This window comes from Methylobacterium sp. 17Sr1-1 (assembly GCF_003173775.1).
Classification (GTDB): Bacteria; Pseudomonadota; Alphaproteobacteria; order Rhizobiales; family Beijerinckiaceae; genus Methylobacterium.
In genome coordinates this window covers 108,320-124,336 of the sequence record NZ_CP029552.1, presented here as the reverse complement: position 1 = coordinate 124,336, position 16,017 = coordinate 108,320, and the positions used below count along the sequence as shown (strand labels likewise).

Here is a 16,017-nt window from a genome sequence, read left to right as displayed (position 1 = left end):
CGGAACAAGGAGAACCGCGTGACCGGCATCCCCCGCTACGCCCTCTACTTCACGCCGAAGCCCGGGTCGGACCTCGCCCGCTTCGGCAACGCCGTGCTGGGCACCGACAACCACACCGGCGCCGAGATCCCCCGCCCCGACGGGATGGCCGACCTCGCCGGCGTGACCGAATCCCCCCGCCGCTACGGCTTCCACGCCACCCTGAAGGCGCCGATGCGTCTCGCCCCCGGCGTGGGCGAAGCCGACCTCCTGGAGGCGGCGACCGCCCTGGCGGCGGATCACCCCCCGGTCCCGGTCGGTCCCTTGCGGGTCGCGACGCTCGGGGCCTTCACGGCGCTCATCCCGCAAGCCGCGCCGCCCGAGCTCGGCCTGTTCGCCGCCGAATGCGTCGCCGCCTTCGAGCCGTTCCGCGCAGCCCTCACCGAGGCCGAGACCGCGCGCCGGCATCCGGAGCGCCTGAGCCCCCGCGGCCGCGCGCTGCTGGCGCGGTGGGGCTACCCGCACGTCTTCGAGGAATTCCGCTTCCACATGACCCTGACCGACGCCCTGCCGGAGGAGGCCCGCGTCCCCTGGCGCGAGCGGCTGGCGGCAGCCTACGGCGCGGGCGAAAACCTCACCCTCGACGCCCTGTCGGTTCTGCGCCAGGACGGCTCGGGCCCGTTCCGGGTCGTGCAGCGCATTCCGTTCGGAGGTTGATCATGGCCGGACAGCTCGGGCTAGACCCCGCCATCGACCCGACCGCCCGGGTGCGGGAATGCCGCCTCGGCCGCTACACCGAGATCGGCCCGCGCACGCAGCTCACCGAGACCGTGCTCGACGATTATTCCTACATCGGCAACGACGGCGAGGTGATCTACACCACGATCGGCAAGTTCTGCTCGATCGCCGCGATGGTGCGGATCAACCCGGGCAACCACCCGATGGAGCGGGCCTCGCAGAGCCACTTCACCTACCGCGCCGCCTCGTACTGGCCGGAGGAAGCGAACGAGCCCGCCTTCTTCGAGCGTCGCCGGGCGAGCCCGGTGACGATCGGCCACGACGTCTGGATCGGCCACGGGGTCGTGGTGCTGCCCGGGCGCCGCATCGGCACCGGCGCGGTGGTCGGGGCGGGCGCGATCGTCACCCGGGACGTCGCGCCCTACACCATCGTGGTCGGCAATCCGGCCCGCCCCGTGCGGCGGCGCTTCGACGAGGCCACCGCCGAGCGCCTGCTCGCCCTCGCCTGGTGGGACTGGGACCACGACCGGTTGCGCGACGCCCTTCCGGACTTTCGCCAGCTCACGATCGAATCCTTCCTTGATAAGTATGCCGGCTAAGCACTGACGGACTGTCATCCAGCTGTCGTTGAACCGGCGTTTACGTTCGCCCGAACAGTGAAATCGGGCGAACGGATGCTGGTTGTCGAGAATCTCACGCGCCAATACAGGACGCGCCGGGCCGTGGATGGCGTCGGCCTCGCCATCGAGCGCGGCAGCTTCGTCGGCGTGATCGGGCGCTCGGGCGCCGGCAAGTCGACCCTGCTGCGGATGATCAACCGCCTCGCCGATCCGACGGCGGGGCGCATCCTCTACGACGGCACCGACGTCACCGCCCTGCGCGGCAGGGCCTTGCGCGCCTGGCGCGCCCGCTGCGCGATGATCTTCCAGCAGTTCAACCTCGTCGGACGGCTCGACGTGATGACGAACGTGCTGATGGGCCGGCTCGACCAGGTCCCGGCGCACCGCTCGCTCCTCAAGCTGTGGCGCGAGGAGGACAAGGCGCTGGCGCTGGCCGCGCTGGAAAACTTCGACATGGGGGGCTTCGCCGCCAACCGGGCCGACCAGCTCTCGGGCGGCCAGCAGCAGCGGGTCGCCATCGCCCGCGCCCTGGTGCAGGAGCCGGAGATCATCCTGGCCGACGAGCCGGTGGCCTCCCTCGATCCGCGCAACACCCGCCTGGTGATGGACGCGCTCGCCGACGCCAACCGGCGCTACGGCATCACGGTGCTCTGCAACCTGCACTCCCTCGACCTCGCCCGCGCCTATTGCGACCGGCTGATCGGCCTCTCGGCCGGCCGGGTGGTGTTCGACGGCCGCGGCTTCGACCTCACCGAGGACGTCGCCCGCACCCTCTACGGGCTCGAGGCCGGCGAGGTGATGGACCGGGGCGAGCCCGAGCCCGGGCGCTTCGCGGCCCCGATCCCGGTCCGCCACGCCGAGGCGCTGAGCGCCTGAGACATTCCCCGTTCCAAGAAGGACCCAGACCGATGCTGAACCGTCGCACCCTCGTGGGCGCCGCCGCGCTGCTGCTCGCCGCCGGCCCGGCCCTGGCGCAGGACTGGAAGGCCAAGTATCCCGAGCTGACGCTGGGCGTCATCCCGGCCGAGAACGCCTCCGGCACCGTCGACCGCTGGACGCCGCTCACCGCCTACCTCACCAAGGCGCTCGGCGTTCCGGTGAAGCTGCGGGTCGCCAACGACTACGCCGCGGTGATCGAGGGCCAGCGCGCCGGCAACATCCAGATCGGCTTCTACGGCCCGGCCTCCTTCGCCCGCGCCGTCATCACCGGCGTGAAGATCGAGCCGGTGGTCAACCAGAAGCACGAGACCGGCGTGTCGGGCTACTACTCGGTGATCTACGTGCGTGCCGACAGCCCGTACAAGACGATCGAGGACTTGAAGGGCAAGAGCCTCGCCCTGGTCGATCCGAACTCGACCTCCGGCAACCAGGCCCCGCGCTTCTTCCTGCACAAGGCCGGTCACGACGTCGACAAGCTCTTCGGAAAGACCTTCTACGCCGGCAGCCACGAGAACGCCGTCCTGGCGCTCGCCCAGGGCACCGCGGACGCCGCCGCCAACTTCTGGAACTCCGACACCGACAGCAACCTGTCCCGCATGCTGACCAAGGGCATGGTGAAGAACGCCGACGGCACGCCGATGAAGCAGTCGGACTTCCGCATCGTCTTCAAGTCCGAGTTCCTGCCCGAGGGCCCGTTCGCGGTGCTCTCGAGCCTGCCCGACGACCTGAAGACGGCGATCCGTCAGGCCTTTGTCGATCTGCCGACCAAGGACAAGGCCGCCTTCGACAAGCTCTCGGACGGCAAGGATCTCGATCTCACCCCGGTGACGCTGAAGGACTACCAGCCGATCATCGAGATGCTTCGCCACAACGACGAGCAGCGCAAGCGGTCGTGAGGGTGGCCGCCCTCCTCCGCTGAGGAGGGCCGCTACGACACCAGGACAAGGCGCGGGTCTCCCCTCTCCCGTTTGGGAGAGGGGCCGGGGGTGAGGGTGGCGCGCTTCCGCTCAAGGCGCTGAGCGTGGTGCTGGCAGCATGACGATTCAGATCTATCCTGAAGCGTGCCACCCTCACCCCTACCCCTCTCCCATACGGGAGAGGGGGTCCCGCGCTCCGAATTTTGCCGGACGGTCCTCCGAGGAGAGGGTGCTCCATCCGGCCCCGGAGACGCAAGCACCCGTGACCGTCCAGATCGACAGACTGCCCCCCGAGCGCGAGACGACGCTGCTCGCGACCTATTCCGGCGCCGTCGCCTCCACCCGCCTGCGCACGCTGGCGGTCTTCGTCGCGGTCGGGGCGCTCTATCTCCTCGCCGGCTGGATGGCCGAGGTGCGGCCGCTCACCTTCCTCGACAACATCCAGAACTTCACCGCCTACATCACCCAGATCCTGCCGCCGCTGACCTGGGCGAACCTGCCGGCCGACCTCGCGGCCTGGTACTGGGGCCTGCCGAAATGGCTCGCTCTCCTCGCCGAGACCATCCTGATGGCCTATCTCGGCACGCTGTTCGGCGGCCTCGCGGCCTTCGTCCTGTGCTTCCTCGCCTCCGCCAACCTGGTGCGCTCGGCCACGCTCCGCTTCTGCGCCCGGCGCTTCCTGGAAGTGTGCCGCACCGTGCCGGAGGTGGTGTTCGCCCTCATCTTCGTCATCGCCTTCGGGCTCGGGCCGATGGTCGGCGTGCTGGCGCTCGCCATCCACACCACGGGGGCGCTCGGCAAGCTCTTTTCCGAGGTCGTCGAGAACATCGACATGAAGCCGGTCGAGGGCCTGACCGGCACCGGCGCCGGCCTCATTGAGACCGTGCGCTTCGCGGTGGTGCCGCAGGTCCTGTCGAACTTCGCCTCCTACGCGCTGCTGCGCTTCGAGATCAACGTGCGGGGGGCCGGCGTGATGGGGTTCGTCGGCGCCGGCGGCATCGGCCAGGAGTTCCTGGTGGCGATCCGCAACTTCTACTACGCGGACGTGAGCGCGATCCTGCTCCTCATCATCCTCACCGTGGTGACGATCGACCTCGCCACCGAGCGGTTGCGCCACCACCTCCTCGGCCGGGAGGCCCACGCGTGACACGCCGCCCGCCCTCTCCCTTGCGCCAGGCCGCGCTCGCCGACCTCGACGGGTTGCGCGCCCGCCACCCCAAGGTCTTCCGGGCCTCGTGGTCGCGCCGCGCCGTCGTCCTCGGCACCCTCGCGGCGGTCATCGGCCTTGCCGTCGTCGCGATGGTCCGGCTCGACTTCTCGCTGCTGCGGATCCTCCACGGCCTGCACCGCCTCGGCGACTTCGCCGGCATGATGCTGCCGCCCTCGGCGCAAGGGCGCCTCGGCCTGTTCCTGACCGCGCTCGGGGAGACCCTGGCGATCGCCTTCCTGGGCACGCTGACGGCGGCCTGCCTCGCCTTTCCGATGGCGTTCCTCGCCGCCCGCAACGTGGTGCCGAACCCCTTCCTGCGCTTCGGGGTCCGCCGCGGCTTCGACGTGATCCGCTCGGTGGACGTGCTGATCTGGGCCCTGATCTGGATCAACGTCGTCGGCCTCGGGCCCTTCGCCGGCGCGCTCGCCATCGCGTGCTCGGATGTCGGGGCGTTCGGCAAGCTCTTCTCCGAGGCGATCGAGACCGCCGACCGCAAGGCGCAGGAGGGCGTGACGGCATCGGGCGGCAGCCGGCTGCACCGGGTGCGCTTCGGCCTGGTGCCGGCGGTGCTTCCCGTCCTGGCGAGCCAGGTGCTGTACTTCTTCGAGTCGAACACCCGCTCGGCCACCATCATCGGCATCGTCGGGGCCGGGGGCATCGGCCAGTACCTCACCGAGCTGATCCGGGTGCTGGAGATGCAGCAGGTCGCCTTCCTGGTGCTGATGATCCTCGTCACCGTGGCGCTGATCGACCTCGTCTCGGGCCGCCTGCGCCGGGCGATCATCGGGGGTGCGGCGCACTGATCCGCATCGCGTAGGGGCCTGATTCCACCGCGCTTTCGCGCCCGCGAAGGCGCCTGGAAACCGCGCGCGGCGCCATTGTCTTACCCCTGGGCGGGCGCCTATAAGCCGGCTGTCTCACGCGTCCCTCGCGGTGTCGAGAGCCCCGCCGGGCGCTCTCCGCGCGCGAGGACGATCATCCGCCGGGGAGCACCATGGCCGGGCATTCACAGTTCAAGAACATCATGCACCGCAAGGGCCGCGTCGACGCGGTCCGCTCGAAGGTCTTCTCCAAGCTCGCCCGCGAGATCACCGTGGCGGCCAAGCTCGGCACGCCGGATCCGTCGATGAACCCGCGCCTGCGCGCCGCCATCCTGGCGGCCCGGGCCGAGAACATGCCCAAGGACAACATCGAGCGCGCCATCAAGAAGGCGGCCGGCGGCGACGCGGAGAACTACGAGGAGATCCGCTACGAGGGCTACGGCCCCGGCGGCGCCGCCCTGATCGTCGAGGCGCAGACCGACAACCGCAACCGCACCGCTTCGGACGTGCGCTCGGCCTTCACCAAGTCCGGCGGCAGCCTCGCCGAGACCGGCGCCGTGTCGTTCATGTTCGACCGCGTCGGCCTCGTCGCCTTCGACGCCAAGGTGGCCGATGCCGACACGATGCTGGAGGCCGCCATCGAGGCCGGCGCCGACGACGTGAAATCCGACGAGAGCGGCCACGAGATCACCTGCGAGCAGGGGGCGATGGGGGAGGTCTCCAAGACCCTGGAGGCCCGCTTCGGCGAGCCCCGCCGCACCGCCCTGATCTGGCGCGCCCAGAACACCGTCGACGTCGACGACGAGACCGCCGAGAAGCTGATCCGCCTCGTCGAGACCATCGAGGACCAGGACGACGTGCAGAACGTCTTCGTCAACTTCGCGGTCTCGGACGCCATGCTGGCGAAGATGCAGGGGTGAGGCGGAGGGGCGGCCCTGTCGCGGCCGCCCAAAAAATTGTGCCGATCCGCGGAACCCGTCGCGGCTCGGCGCGTTCCCTGCGCGCGAGGCCCCGATGGGCTCGCAATTCGGGCGCCGGACCCACCGTCCGACGACGCGGACGATGCTCCAGGTCTCCGGCGGCCCTCGTCATCACGTTGCTCTTCAGGAGGATGTGGTCATGAGGACTTACGACTTCGCCCCGCTCTACCGCTCCACCGTCGGCTTCGACCGCCTGTTCTCGATGCTCGACCAGGCCGCCCGGGTCGAGCCGTCGACGCAATGGCCGCCCTACGACATCGAGAAGGTCGCGGACGACGCCTACCGCATCACCATGGCGGTGGCCGGCTTCTCGCCGGACGAGATCGAGCTGACCCAGCACGACACCACGCTGGTCGTCACCGGCCAGAAGAAGGACCGGGACGCCGAGCGCGCCTACCTGCACCGCGGCATCGCGGCCCGCGCCTTCCGCCAGACCTTCAACCTGGCCGACCACGTGACGGTCACGGGTGCCAGCCTGGAGCACGGCCTGCTCGCCGTCGACCTCAAGCGCGAGGTGCCCGAAGCGCTCAAGCCGCGCCGCATCGCCATCGGCGGCGGCCAGGCCGCCCTCGGGCAGGACAACGCGCCGGCGCGGGTCGAGGACCGGAGCGCCGAGGAGCGCGCCCAGGAAGACCGCGCCAAGGCCGCCTGATCCCTGCCCGATCCGTGGAGGAAGCGACCTCGGGGGCAGGTGCCCCCGGGGACCGGCCCCGTTTCGTCGTGCACATCAGGGAGGATGATCCATGTCGACGATGGAGACGCATCTCACCCGCTCCGGACCCGTGAATTCCGGACCCATCAACCCGCCGACCATGCCGCCGGCCTCGTTCGACGCCTGGCAGGCCCTCGTCGCCCCCGGCGACGTTTTCCGGCATCCGCGGGAGGTGCTGGCGCACCCGCACCTGACGCGGGCCGAGAAGCGCGCGGTCCTGGCCTCCTGGGCGTCGGATGCCTGCGCCCTCGAGGGGGCGCCGGGCCTGCGCTGCCTGGCCGGTGCCAGGGCCGAGCCCGTCTCGGTGGATGCCGTGCTGGCGGCGCTGGCGCAGCTCGACCACGACGCGGCCCACCCGGCGAGGAGCGAGCCGCCGCGCAAGCGCCCGCGTGGTCTCGCGACCCTGCGCCGTTATGTCCGGCCCCGCCGGCGGGACGACGATGACGATCCGCCGCCATGCCCGGCGGTGGCGATGCCCCGGCCGCGGACGCCGGCGGGCGCCGCGGCGCTCGCCCTCGGTGGCGTCGCGCGCTGCGGACCCGAGGCGCGCCTGCACGCGGCTCTTGCATGACCGGAAGGCGGCGGCCGGCCCGGACCGGCCGCCGCCTTTCTTTCTGCGGAACCCGGCGGTGATCCTCGCCTGCGGTCGCGACCGAGGCCGGATCCGCGCCTTAGCCGGGGATGGAACTCCGGTTCATTCGCGCTTCCCCTCCTGGCCGGTGTCGCGAATCTCCTGGTTCGGCAGGACCAGGACCTGTCCGGGGTAAATGAGATCCGGGTCGCGGATCTGGTCCTGATTGGCGCCGTAGATCGCGGAATGGCGCTCCCCCTCGCCATAGGTGCGCCGGCTGATCCGCCACAGGCTGTCGCCCCGCACGATGCGGTCCGTCACGATTCCCGAAATGTACACTTCGGAAGAGTTTTGTTCCGGGTCGGGGCGGAGCAGCTGCGGCCAAGCCGCCGGTGCGCACGCTGCCGGTGCTGGTGGGAGGCGGCGGGCCGGCCGGGTCCGCGTGGCGCGCGGATACGCTGCTCCTCTGGGCCCGGTCCGGCTGCGGTTCAGGTCGGGACACGGCCGGATCCGGGCCACTCTGATATCAAGCCACATCCATCACGACGTCGGCGGAGAGGCCCTCGGCCTGAAGCTCCCACATCTGCGCGAACAGCCCTCCCGCCTCGCGCAAGTCGCGCACCGTGCCGTCCTCGACGATTCGTCCGTCGCTGACGACGAGGATGCGGTCGAAGGCGGTGAGGGTCGAGAGGCGGTGGGCCACCGCGATCACCGTGTGATCGCGCATCAGCCGCACGATCGCGGCCTGAATCGCCATCTCGGTCTCGGTGTCGAGCGCCGAGGTCGCCTCGTCGAGGAGGAGGATCGGCGCGGCCTTCAGCAGGGCACGGGCGATACCGATGCGCTGGCGCTGGCCGCCGGAGAGCCGGGTGCCGCGCTCCCCGACGACCGTCGCGTAGCCCTCCGGCAGGGTGCGCACGAAACCGTCACAGGACGCGGCGCGGGCGGCGGCGAAGACCGCCTCGTCGCTCGCCTCCGGCCTGGCGAAGCGGATGTTGTCCATCACCGAGCGGTGCAGCAGGCCGATCTCCTGCGGCACCACCGCGAGGGCGTCGCGCAACGAGTCCTGCCGCACGCCCGCGATCGGCTGGCCGTCGATGCGGATCTCGCCGCTCTCGACGTCGTAGAGGCGCTGGAGCAGGTGCACGAGGGTCGACTTGCCGGCTCCCGACGGGCCGACGATGCCGACCTTCTGGCCGGCCGGGATCGTCAGCGTCACGCCGTCGAGCACCGACCGGCCCGCGCCGTACGAGAACGTGACCCGGTCGAGCGCGACGGCGCCGCCGCGCGGCACCAGCGCCGGGGCGCCGGGTTCGTCGCACACGGTGACCGGCTTGGCGATCACCGACAGCGTCTCCTCGATGAAGCCGAAATACTGCGCGACATCGACGAGGGAGAGCGCCATGTCCTTCGAGGAATGGACGATGCGCAGGGTCAGGCTCGCCACCACCACGACGCTGCCGGCGCTCACGTCGCCCCGGCTCCACAGGTGGAGCGTCCAAGTCAGGATGCCGGCGGCGAGCAGCCAGAGCGCGACGTCGTGGATGAGGCGGGCCTTCTCGAGGTAGAGCCAGCTCCGGGCTTGCGCCGCGGCCTCGCGGCGGAATCCCACCTCGAGCCGCGTCCGTTCGCGGGCCCGCGCCGAGAAGGCCTTCACCGTCCACATGTTGGCGATGGTGTCGACGAGATCGCCGGCGATGCCGGCGGCCTCGCCCGAATAGGCCCGATGGATCGGCCGCCCCCGCGTGCCGAACCGGATCAGCCCGGCGGTGACGACGACGATCAGGGCGACCAGCGCCGCGGTGAGCCCGCGATCGAGGCTCGCGAAGACGATCACCGCGCCGGCGACGTCGACGACCGGTGGGATGATGCGCCAGACGAAGGTGTTGACCAGAGCACCGAAATTGCCGGCCGTCGCCGTGACCCGCTGGCCGAGCGAGCCCGCGAGGTTCTCGGCGAAGTAGCGCATCGACTGGGCGCTCAGGAAATCGAATAGCTCGGTCCGCAGGTCGACCCCGACCCCGACCGTGGCGCGGCAGGCGAGCCAGCCGGTGAGGCGCGCAAGCAGCGCCTCGGCGGCGATCAGGACCAGGAATAGCGCGAGGGCGGAGAGCGCCGCGCCCTGCAAGCCCGGCGGCCCCGCCATCGCGTCGACGAGGAATTTGAGGCCGACCTGCTGGCCGACCCCGCAGGCCGCCGAGGCGACGACGAGCGCGAACAGGCCGCCGAAATGCCAGCGCCAGGCGCGCATGTGGTGCAGGACGAAGCGGCCGCCGCTCGCCAGATGCGCCGGTCCGGTCTCCTGCATCGTCTCAGGCCGCATCGCCGTCACCGTCCGCCGCGAAGCGGGCTCGCTGCGCGCCGAGTTCCTCCGCCAGGGGCCGGTCGAGGCCGCGGCGCCCGGTCGGATCATGCGTGTGGAACAGCCCGACCGCGCAGGGGCGGTCGTTGTCCCAGCCCGGGTAGTCGAGGATCGGGTAGAGGCAGATCCCGAGAACCGGCACCCCGGCCGCCCGCGCCGCCCGGACCTCGCCGCAGACGTAATGCAGCCAGGCCGCCTTGGCGGTGCCCTCCGCCCCGGTCTCGGCGACGAGGAGCGGCCGGCCGTAGCGGGCATGGACCTCGGCGAGCATCTCCCGGAACGGCCGGTAGGCGTGGTGGCCGAGCGGAATCGTCGAGCCGCCATGGACCCACTGGTTGTCGGGGTAGAAGTTGACGCCGACGACGTCGAGGAAATCGGGGCCGCCGCCGAGCTCGGGGGCGAGGCGTCCGCCCACCATGTCGAGGGCCTCGTACTGCACCTCCCGGTACGCCGCCGCCGCGGCCTCGCGCTCCGGATCCCCGACGACGTGGATCGCCGGCTCGGCGTGGAGGAAGCGAGCACTCGGCTCGACCGCCCGCACCGCCCGCATGCCTGCGAGGGACGCTTTCACGAGCTGGCGCTTGAGCGCCGCCCCCTGCCCGGCGGCGAGGGGGCCGATGCGGCCGACCTCGGCCCCGGCCCAGGCGAAGTAGGAGATCTCGTTGACGGGACAGAAGAACGGGCTCTCGCCGGACGCCGCCCGCACCTGCCGCGCCGCCGCCGCCGCGAAGGCTGCGAAGCGGGTCACGAAGGTGTCCGACCAGATGTCGAGATCGTCGGGCCAGCCGTAATGGCACAGGTCCCACACTACCTGGATCCCCGCCTCGGCGGCGGCCTCGATCATCGGCAGGGCGCTCGACCAGTCGTAGCGGCCGGGCGCCGTCTCGATCCGGTGCCAGCGCAGGCCGTCGCGGGCGGCCCGAATGCCGTGGGCTGCGAGCGCGCGGTAATCGGCGGGCGCGTGGACGTCGTGGCCGGTGGCGGCGAGGAGGTCGAGCCGACGGCCGTCGGCGCGGCGCTGGGTGGAGCATTCGAAACCGGCGAGGAAAACGCTCCGGAACGGGGACGCGACGCTCATTCGGCGGCGAGCCTCCCCGGGACGCGCGGGCGGCAGGCCGCAACGAAGCGCGCGACCGCGTCGTCGAGGGGCGGCATCAGCCGGCCCCTGGCGCTGGCGAGCGCGGTGTTGCGCCCGCCTTCCGGCTCCGGCGAGACGGGTCGCGGCAGGCCGGTCGCCCGGGCGAGGCTGGCGGCGAAGCCGGCTCGGCTCGGCTCGCCCGCATTGACGAGGTGCCAGGAACCGCTCTCGCCGTCGATGAGGAGGTCGAGGGCGGTGTGGACGAGGTCGGGCAGGTAGGTCGGCGAGACGATCTCCCCCCGCGGGAAGCTCCGGCTGAATCCCTCGGCGAGATCCGCCAGGATGCGTCCGGCCTCGTCGCTGCCATCGTCGAGGCCGAAGACCAGGCTGGTCCGCGCGATGAGCGCCCGCGGATGTGCCGACAGGATGCCCGCCTCGCGCTCGGCCTCGCTCATCCCGTAGAGACAGCTCGGCTGCAGGGGGTCGCTCTCCACGGCGGGCCGGCCGAGCCGGCCGTCGAAGACGAGGTCGGACGAGAAGGCGAGGAGCGGGAGGCTGGCCCGGGCACAGAGCCCGGCGACGCGCCCGCCCGCCCGGATGTCGGCCCGGAAGGTCCCGCCAGGATAGCGCTTGGCCGAAGCGGCCGTGGCCAGGGATGTGGCATCGATCACCGCCCAGGCCCGCCCCTCAGCGAGGAACGTGGTGAGCGCCTCCTCGTCGACGAGGCGGGACGCGAGGCCGCGCGCCGTGCAGATCCGCCCGATCACCGCGCCGTAGGGACGGATCCCTGCCAGGATGGCGATGCAGGCACCCGGAATGGCATCGGTGGCGTGCGGAGCCGGCGGCAGGCTGTTCTCCGTCGCTTCCCGCTCCCGGGTATAGAAGCGGTCGGCCCGGCCCCACCAGCCCGGCGCGGCGAGGACCGGGTGGCGCATCCGTCCGGTCCGCACGAGGTCCTGCGCGGCGCGGCCGAGCGCCGTGAGCCGTGGTTCGGGGCTGCGGATGTCGAAGGCGCCGGGCTCGTAACGGCCGTCCCGGCGCAGGAGGAGCGAGTTCCAGTCCATCGCGCCGAACAGCGACCAGAGCGTCACGGCCTGGACCGGCACCCCCGCCTCGTGCAGGTCCCAGGCCGCGTCCCAGACCGCGGCCAGCCAGCGCAGCTGGTCGTCGCGCGTGCAGCCGTGATGCACCTCCGTGACCGCGAGGGGCCGCCGGTAGCGCTCCCAGACTTCGGTCAGGCGCGCCCTCGGCCCGGTGAGCCCGGCGAGGTGGCGGATCCGCACCGCCTCGGCATCGGCGTAGAGTGAGCGCCCGTTGCCGCCGTGGAGATGCGCCGGGTAGGCCTCACGCCCCTCGTCGAGGTAGCGCTCGCTCGTCAGGTAGTGGTTGACCCCGATCACGTCCGGGCAGGCCTCGCCGCCGAGGAAGTCGTCGAGGTCCGACCGCGAGACCCCGGCGGCGCGCAGGCGCGCGTGCCAGGGATGCGCCGGATCGACCCGGCCGCAGACGAGATCGAGGCTGAGCCAGCGCCGCTCGTTCTCGTAGGCCGCTTGGCCCGCGAGCGCCGGCGTGCTGAAGGTCTTGCCGACATCCTCGGTCTGGATCAATCGCGCCGCGGGCGTGACGGCGCGGATCGCCCGCATGGCAAGCAGCGTCGCCCGGCACTGATTGACCACCATGCGCAGGAAGGCGTCCTCGCTGCGGGCGTGCGGGTACCAGTGGCCGTAGAGGCCGGCGAAGCGGGCGGTGGTGAGCGGCTCGTTGACCGGCGTGAAGGCGGTGATCCAAGGGTAGCGCGCGGCGACGCGCCCGGCATGCCGGGCGAGCCCGTGCGGGAAGCCGGGATCGAGGAGGTTCGTGGTGCGCGGCCCGCTGCCGTGGTGGACGAGGCCGACGATCGGCGCGAGACCGAGGCGCGTCAAGCGCGCCAGCCTGTCGTCGTGCCAGGCCCAATCGCAGGCATCGGGATCCTCCGGCGCAACCGACTCCCACAGGACCGGGTAGCGCAGGGTGGCGAGGCCGAGGGACGCGACGCGGTCGAGATCGTCCGGGCGGTCGCGGTGGCCGGTCTCGGCGACCTGGTCGCGCCAGGCGTCGCCCACCCGGACGATGCTGCACTCGATGCCACCCCAGAGTTCCAGCATCCCGTCGCGTCCCGCCGCCTCGACCGCTCTGCAACCTGCACAAGCCTCTCCCGTTGGCATCGTTCCGGGCCGTCGCATGTCTGTTGTGCTGTGGCTATCACAAGTTAAAAACCAGCGCCCAGGCCGGGACCTCTGCCAAAAACACAAATCATGACATTAACATACGCCTATTATCGGCGTTAAATATAATCAGAAATGCGAGAACGCCAGAAGATATCCGGCGTTAGTTGGTTCGATTGCCCACTCGCATGAAGGGTAGAGTGTGAAAGACTCGCACGCCATCGATGGCGCACGCCAGGCCGGTCAAAGCCGCAACATGCCTCATGGCCGCGGCCAGACCCAGGCCAAGGGCACTCACGCCAAGGACACCCACGCCAAGGACACCCACGCCAAGGATCACGACGGTCCTTCCTCGATGGTCGTCGTCGACGTGCCGCCCCGCCCGCTCCTGGTCTGCTTCTCGCACCTGCGCTGGAGCTTCGTCTGGCAGCGCCCGCAGCACCTGCTCAGCCGTGCCGCACGACATTTCGACGTCCTCTTCATCGAGGAGCCGGTCTTCGAACCGGCGGAGTCGCCCCGGCTGCGGGTCGAGGCGGTGGCACCCGGTATCGCCGTCGCGGTGCCGGTGCTGGAGCAGAGCCGCATTTACGCGGCGGACTGGATCCAGGCGCGGTTGATCCGCGACTACCTGCAGAGATGGGACAGCGAGACGCGGGTGTTCTGGTACTACACGCCGGCCGCGCTCGGCGTCTCGGCGGAGCTCGCCCGCGACATCACCGTCTACGACAACATGGACGAGCTGTCGGCCTTCCGCGGCGCGTCGCCGGACCTCGTCGCGCAGGAGGCGGAGCTTCTCACGCAGGCCGATCTCGTCTTCACCGGCGGACGCAGCCTCTACGAGGCCAAGCGCGGGGCGCATCCGTCCATCCACTGCTTCCCGTCCTCCGTGGATGCGGCGCATTTCGCCCGGGCGCGGGAGGCGGGGCCGGACCCGGACGATCAGGCCGCGATCCCGCACCCGCGCATCGGCTTCTTCGGCGTCATCGACGAGCGGCTCGACCGCGAGCTCCTGGCCGCCACGGCCTCCTTGAGGCCGGACTGGCACTTCGTGATGATCGGCCCGGTGGTGAAGATCGAGCCCGAGAGCCTGCCGCATCGCGAAAACATCCACTGGCTCGGCCCGAAGCCCTACGGGGCGCTGCCGGACTACCTGCGTCACTGGGACCTCGGGCTGATGCCGTTCGCCCTCAACGAGGCGACCCGGTTCATCAGCCCGACGAAGACGCCGGAATTCCTGGCGGCGGGTCTGCGCGTGATCTCGACTCCGATCGTCGACGTGCTGCGGGACTACGGCGAGGCCGGCCTCGTGGCGATCGCCGAGACGCCGGCGAGCGTCGCCCTGTCGATCGATGCCCTGCACGCCGAGCCACCGGAGGCCTGGCGCGAGCGGGTCGACCGCCACCTCGCGCACAACTCCTGGGACCGGACCTGGGACGCGATGCACGCGCTCCTGCGCGAGGGGCTGCGGCAGGATGAGGCTCCGCTTCTCCTGGTGCACACGCCCACCCCGGCCTGATGCCCTTCTTTCTGCACCCGAAAGGTCCCGAGACATGTACGATTGGCTGATCGTGGGCGCGGGCTTCGCCGGCAGCGTGCTGGCCGAGCGCTTGGCGCGTCGGCGCGGCGAGCGCGTCCTCCTCGTCGACCGCCGGCCGCATGTCGGCGGCAACGCCTACGACCGTCTCGACGAGGCGGGCGTGCTGATCCACCAGTACGGGCCGCACATCTTCCACACCAATTCCGAGGCGATCGTCGATTACCTGTCGGCCTTCACCGCCTGGCGCCCCTACGAGCACCGGGTGCTGGCGATGGTCGACGGGATGCAGGTGCCGATCCCGATCAACCTCGACACGATCAACCGCCTCTACGGCCTGTCGCTGACCTCCGAGGAACTGGAGGCCTGGTTCGCCGCGCGGGCCGAGCCGGTGGCCGACATCCGGACCTCCGAGGACGTGGTGGTGTCGGCGATCGGCCGCGAACTCTACGAAAAATTCTTCCGCGGCTACACGCGCAAGCAATGGGGGCTCGATCCCTCCGAGCTCGACCGCCAGGTCACCGCCCGGGTGCCGACCCGCACCAATCGCGACGACCGCTACTTCACCGACACGTTCCAGGCCATGCCGGCCCAGGGCTACACGCGGATGTTCGAGCGGATGCTCGACCACCCCAACATCCACGTGATGACGAACGCCGACTTTCGCGACGTGCGCGAGGTGATCCCGCATCGCCGGGTGATCTATACGGGGCCGATCGACGAGTATTTCGACTTCCGCTTCGGCCGGTTGCCCTATCGCTCCCTGCGTTTCGTGCACGTGACGCGAGATGTGGCCCAGCACCAGCCGGTGGCCGTGGTGAACTATCCCCAGACCGAGGCCTATACCCGCATTACCGAGTACAAGCACCTGACCGGGCAGGAGCACCCGAAGACCTCGCTCACCTACGAGTACCCGAGCGCCGAGGGCGACCCCTACTATCCCGTGCCGCGGCCGGAGAACCAAGCGCTTTTCAAGCGCTACGAGCGTCTGGCGCGGGCGGAACCCGACGTCTGGTTCGTCGGCCGGCTCGCGACCTACCGCTACTACAACATGGACCAGATCGTCGGGCAGGCGCTCTCCGCCTTCCGGCGCATCGATACCCAGCTCGGGCGGCCCGCCCCGGCGCGCCCGGCCGCGACGCCCGCCGCGACCGGCCCGTCGCTGGCCGCCGGCTGACCCCCGTTACGGTCACGACACCGAAACACCCCGACGCGAGGTGCGGTCGCGCCGGAACGTCCGCCCGACCTGACGTTGTCCGACACGCCCGCATTCCCCCGGAGGATTCATGACCGACAGCGCCGTGACCCGCCGTGCCGCGACGGACCGAGCTCCAGAGCCCGGCAATCCGCCC

The 16,017-nt window shown here is 71.0% G+C and carries 15 protein-coding genes; 11 read left to right on the top strand and 4 right to left on the bottom strand.

Translation table 11 applies throughout. From position 1 onward, the window contains the following. Positions 1-18: 18 nt before the first annotated feature. The 9 genes from DK412_RS00570 to DK412_RS00530 all read left to right on the top strand — a co-directional run bounded on the left by DK412_RS00570 (position 19) and on the right by DK412_RS00530 (position 7,487). Positions 19-696 (top strand): DUF1045 domain-containing protein, encoded by a 678-nt coding sequence (locus DK412_RS00570; protein WP_109970346.1) that lies wholly within the window; start codon positions 19-21, stop codon positions 694-696. A 2-nt stretch (positions 697-698) separates the two neighbouring features. Beyond that, positions 699-1,316, top strand: a complete 618-nt coding sequence (locus tag DK412_RS00565) for a chloramphenicol acetyltransferase (protein ID WP_109970345.1) — start codon at positions 699-701, stop codon at positions 1,314-1,316. A gap of 75 nt (positions 1,317-1,391) precedes the next feature. Then, a complete protein-coding gene (gene phnC, locus DK412_RS00560) occupies positions 1,392-2,213 on the top strand; it encodes a phosphonate ABC transporter ATP-binding protein (protein ID WP_245447364.1) in 822 nt (273 codons plus the stop codon). Between the two features lie 32 nt (positions 2,214-2,245). Then, entirely contained in the window at positions 2,246-3,172 is a 927-nt protein-coding gene (gene phnD / locus DK412_RS00555; protein WP_109970344.1) for a phosphonate ABC transporter substrate-binding protein, read from the top strand. A gap of 283 nt (positions 3,173-3,455) precedes the next feature. Continuing rightward, entirely contained in the window at positions 3,456-4,340 is an 885-nt protein-coding gene (gene phnE / locus DK412_RS00550; protein WP_109970343.1) for a phosphonate ABC transporter, permease protein PhnE, read from the top strand. Then, entirely contained in the window at positions 4,337-5,206 is an 870-nt protein-coding gene (phnE, locus tag DK412_RS00545; protein WP_109970342.1) for a phosphonate ABC transporter, permease protein PhnE, read from the top strand. The genes phnE (DK412_RS00550) and phnE (DK412_RS00545) overlap by 4 nt, the downstream gene beginning before the upstream one ends. 191 nt (positions 5,207-5,397) lie before the next feature. Then, complete coding sequence (locus DK412_RS00540; protein ID WP_093570442.1) at positions 5,398-6,144, top strand: YebC/PmpR family DNA-binding transcriptional regulator; 747 nt, start codon at positions 5,398-5,400, stop codon at positions 6,142-6,144. 199 nt (positions 6,145-6,343) lie between these two features. Then, the gene (locus DK412_RS00535) at positions 6,344-6,856 is read left to right on the top strand and encodes an Hsp20 family protein (RefSeq protein ID WP_109970341.1); all 513 of its coding nucleotides are present in this window, start codon (positions 6,344-6,346) and stop codon (positions 6,854-6,856) included. A 91-nt stretch (positions 6,857-6,947) separates the two neighbouring features. After that, the gene (locus tag DK412_RS00530; protein ID WP_109970340.1) at positions 6,948-7,487 is read left to right on the top strand and encodes a hypothetical protein; all 540 of its coding nucleotides are present in this window, start codon (positions 6,948-6,950) and stop codon (positions 7,485-7,487) included. Between the two features lie 123 nt (positions 7,488-7,610). Here DK412_RS00530 and DK412_RS30775 read toward each other — a convergent pair whose 3' ends face one another. From DK412_RS30775 to DK412_RS00510, 4 genes are all read right to left on the bottom strand, one after another. Continuing rightward, positions 7,611-7,808, bottom strand: coding sequence for a LysM peptidoglycan-binding domain-containing protein (locus tag DK412_RS30775; protein ID WP_348629358.1), 198 nt, complete (start codon positions 7,806-7,808; stop codon positions 7,611-7,613). Positions 7,809-8,013: 205 nt separating this feature from the next. Next, positions 8,014-9,810, bottom strand: coding sequence for an ABC transporter ATP-binding protein (locus DK412_RS00520; RefSeq protein WP_109974976.1), 1,797 nt, complete (start codon positions 9,808-9,810; stop codon positions 8,014-8,016). Next, positions 9,800-10,927 carry a beta-glucosidase gene (locus DK412_RS00515; RefSeq protein ID WP_109970338.1) on the bottom strand — a complete coding sequence of 376 codons (1,128 nt, stop codon included), beginning with the start codon at positions 10,925-10,927 and terminating at the stop codon, positions 9,800-9,802. The genes DK412_RS00520 and DK412_RS00515 overlap by 11 nt, the downstream gene beginning before the upstream one ends. Beyond that, positions 10,924-13,071 (bottom strand): sugar nucleotide-binding protein, encoded by a 2,148-nt coding sequence (locus tag DK412_RS00510; RefSeq protein WP_109970337.1) that lies wholly within the window; start codon positions 13,069-13,071, stop codon positions 10,924-10,926. The genes DK412_RS00515 and DK412_RS00510 overlap by 4 nt, the downstream gene beginning before the upstream one ends. A gap of 316 nt (positions 13,072-13,387) precedes the next feature. Between DK412_RS00510 and DK412_RS00505 the strand changes: the two genes are divergently transcribed. Then, positions 13,388-14,647 carry a glycosyltransferase gene (locus DK412_RS00505; RefSeq protein WP_245447363.1) on the top strand — a complete coding sequence of 420 codons (1,260 nt, stop codon included), beginning with the start codon at positions 13,388-13,390 and terminating at the stop codon, positions 14,645-14,647. 34 nt (positions 14,648-14,681) lie between these two features. Further along, on the top strand, positions 14,682-15,842 hold the full coding sequence (gene glf, locus DK412_RS00500; RefSeq protein WP_109970336.1) for a UDP-galactopyranose mutase: 1,161 nt from the start codon (positions 14,682-14,684) through the stop codon (positions 15,840-15,842). Positions 15,843-16,017 lie beyond the last annotated feature (175 nt).

Bases quoted from the DNA above. Each gene is read 5' to 3' on its own strand.
- glf (WP_109970336.1), top strand. From the start codon at position 14,682: ATGTACGATTGGCTGATCGTGGGCGCGGGCTTCGCCGGCAGCGTGCTG.
- phnD (WP_109970344.1), top strand. From the start codon at position 2,246: ATGCTGAACCGTCGCACCCTCGTGGGCGCCGCCGCGCTGCTGCTCGCC.
- DK412_RS00505 (WP_245447363.1), top strand. From the start codon at position 13,388: ATGCCTCATGGCCGCGGCCAGACCCAGGCCAAGGGCACTCACGCCAAG.
- DK412_RS00520 (WP_109974976.1), bottom strand. From the start codon at position 9,810: ATGCGGCCTGAGACGATGCAGGAGACCGGACCGGCGCATCTGGCGAGC.
- DK412_RS00540 (WP_093570442.1), top strand. From the start codon at position 5,398: ATGGCCGGGCATTCACAGTTCAAGAACATCATGCACCGCAAGGGCCGC.
- DK412_RS00535 (WP_109970341.1), top strand. From the start codon at position 6,344: ATGAGGACTTACGACTTCGCCCCGCTCTACCGCTCCACCGTCGGCTTC.
- phnC (WP_245447364.1), top strand. From the start codon at position 1,392: ATGCTGGTTGTCGAGAATCTCACGCGCCAATACAGGACGCGCCGGGCC.
- DK412_RS00515 (WP_109970338.1), bottom strand. From the start codon at position 10,927: ATGAGCGTCGCGTCCCCGTTCCGGAGCGTTTTCCTCGCCGGTTTCGAA.
- DK412_RS00565 (WP_109970345.1), top strand. From the start codon at position 699: ATGGCCGGACAGCTCGGGCTAGACCCCGCCATCGACCCGACCGCCCGG.
- DK412_RS00510 (WP_109970337.1), bottom strand. From the start codon at position 13,071: ATGCTGGAACTCTGGGGTGGCATCGAGTGCAGCATCGTCCGGGTGGGC.
- DK412_RS00530 (WP_109970340.1), top strand. From the start codon at position 6,948: ATGTCGACGATGGAGACGCATCTCACCCGCTCCGGACCCGTGAATTCC.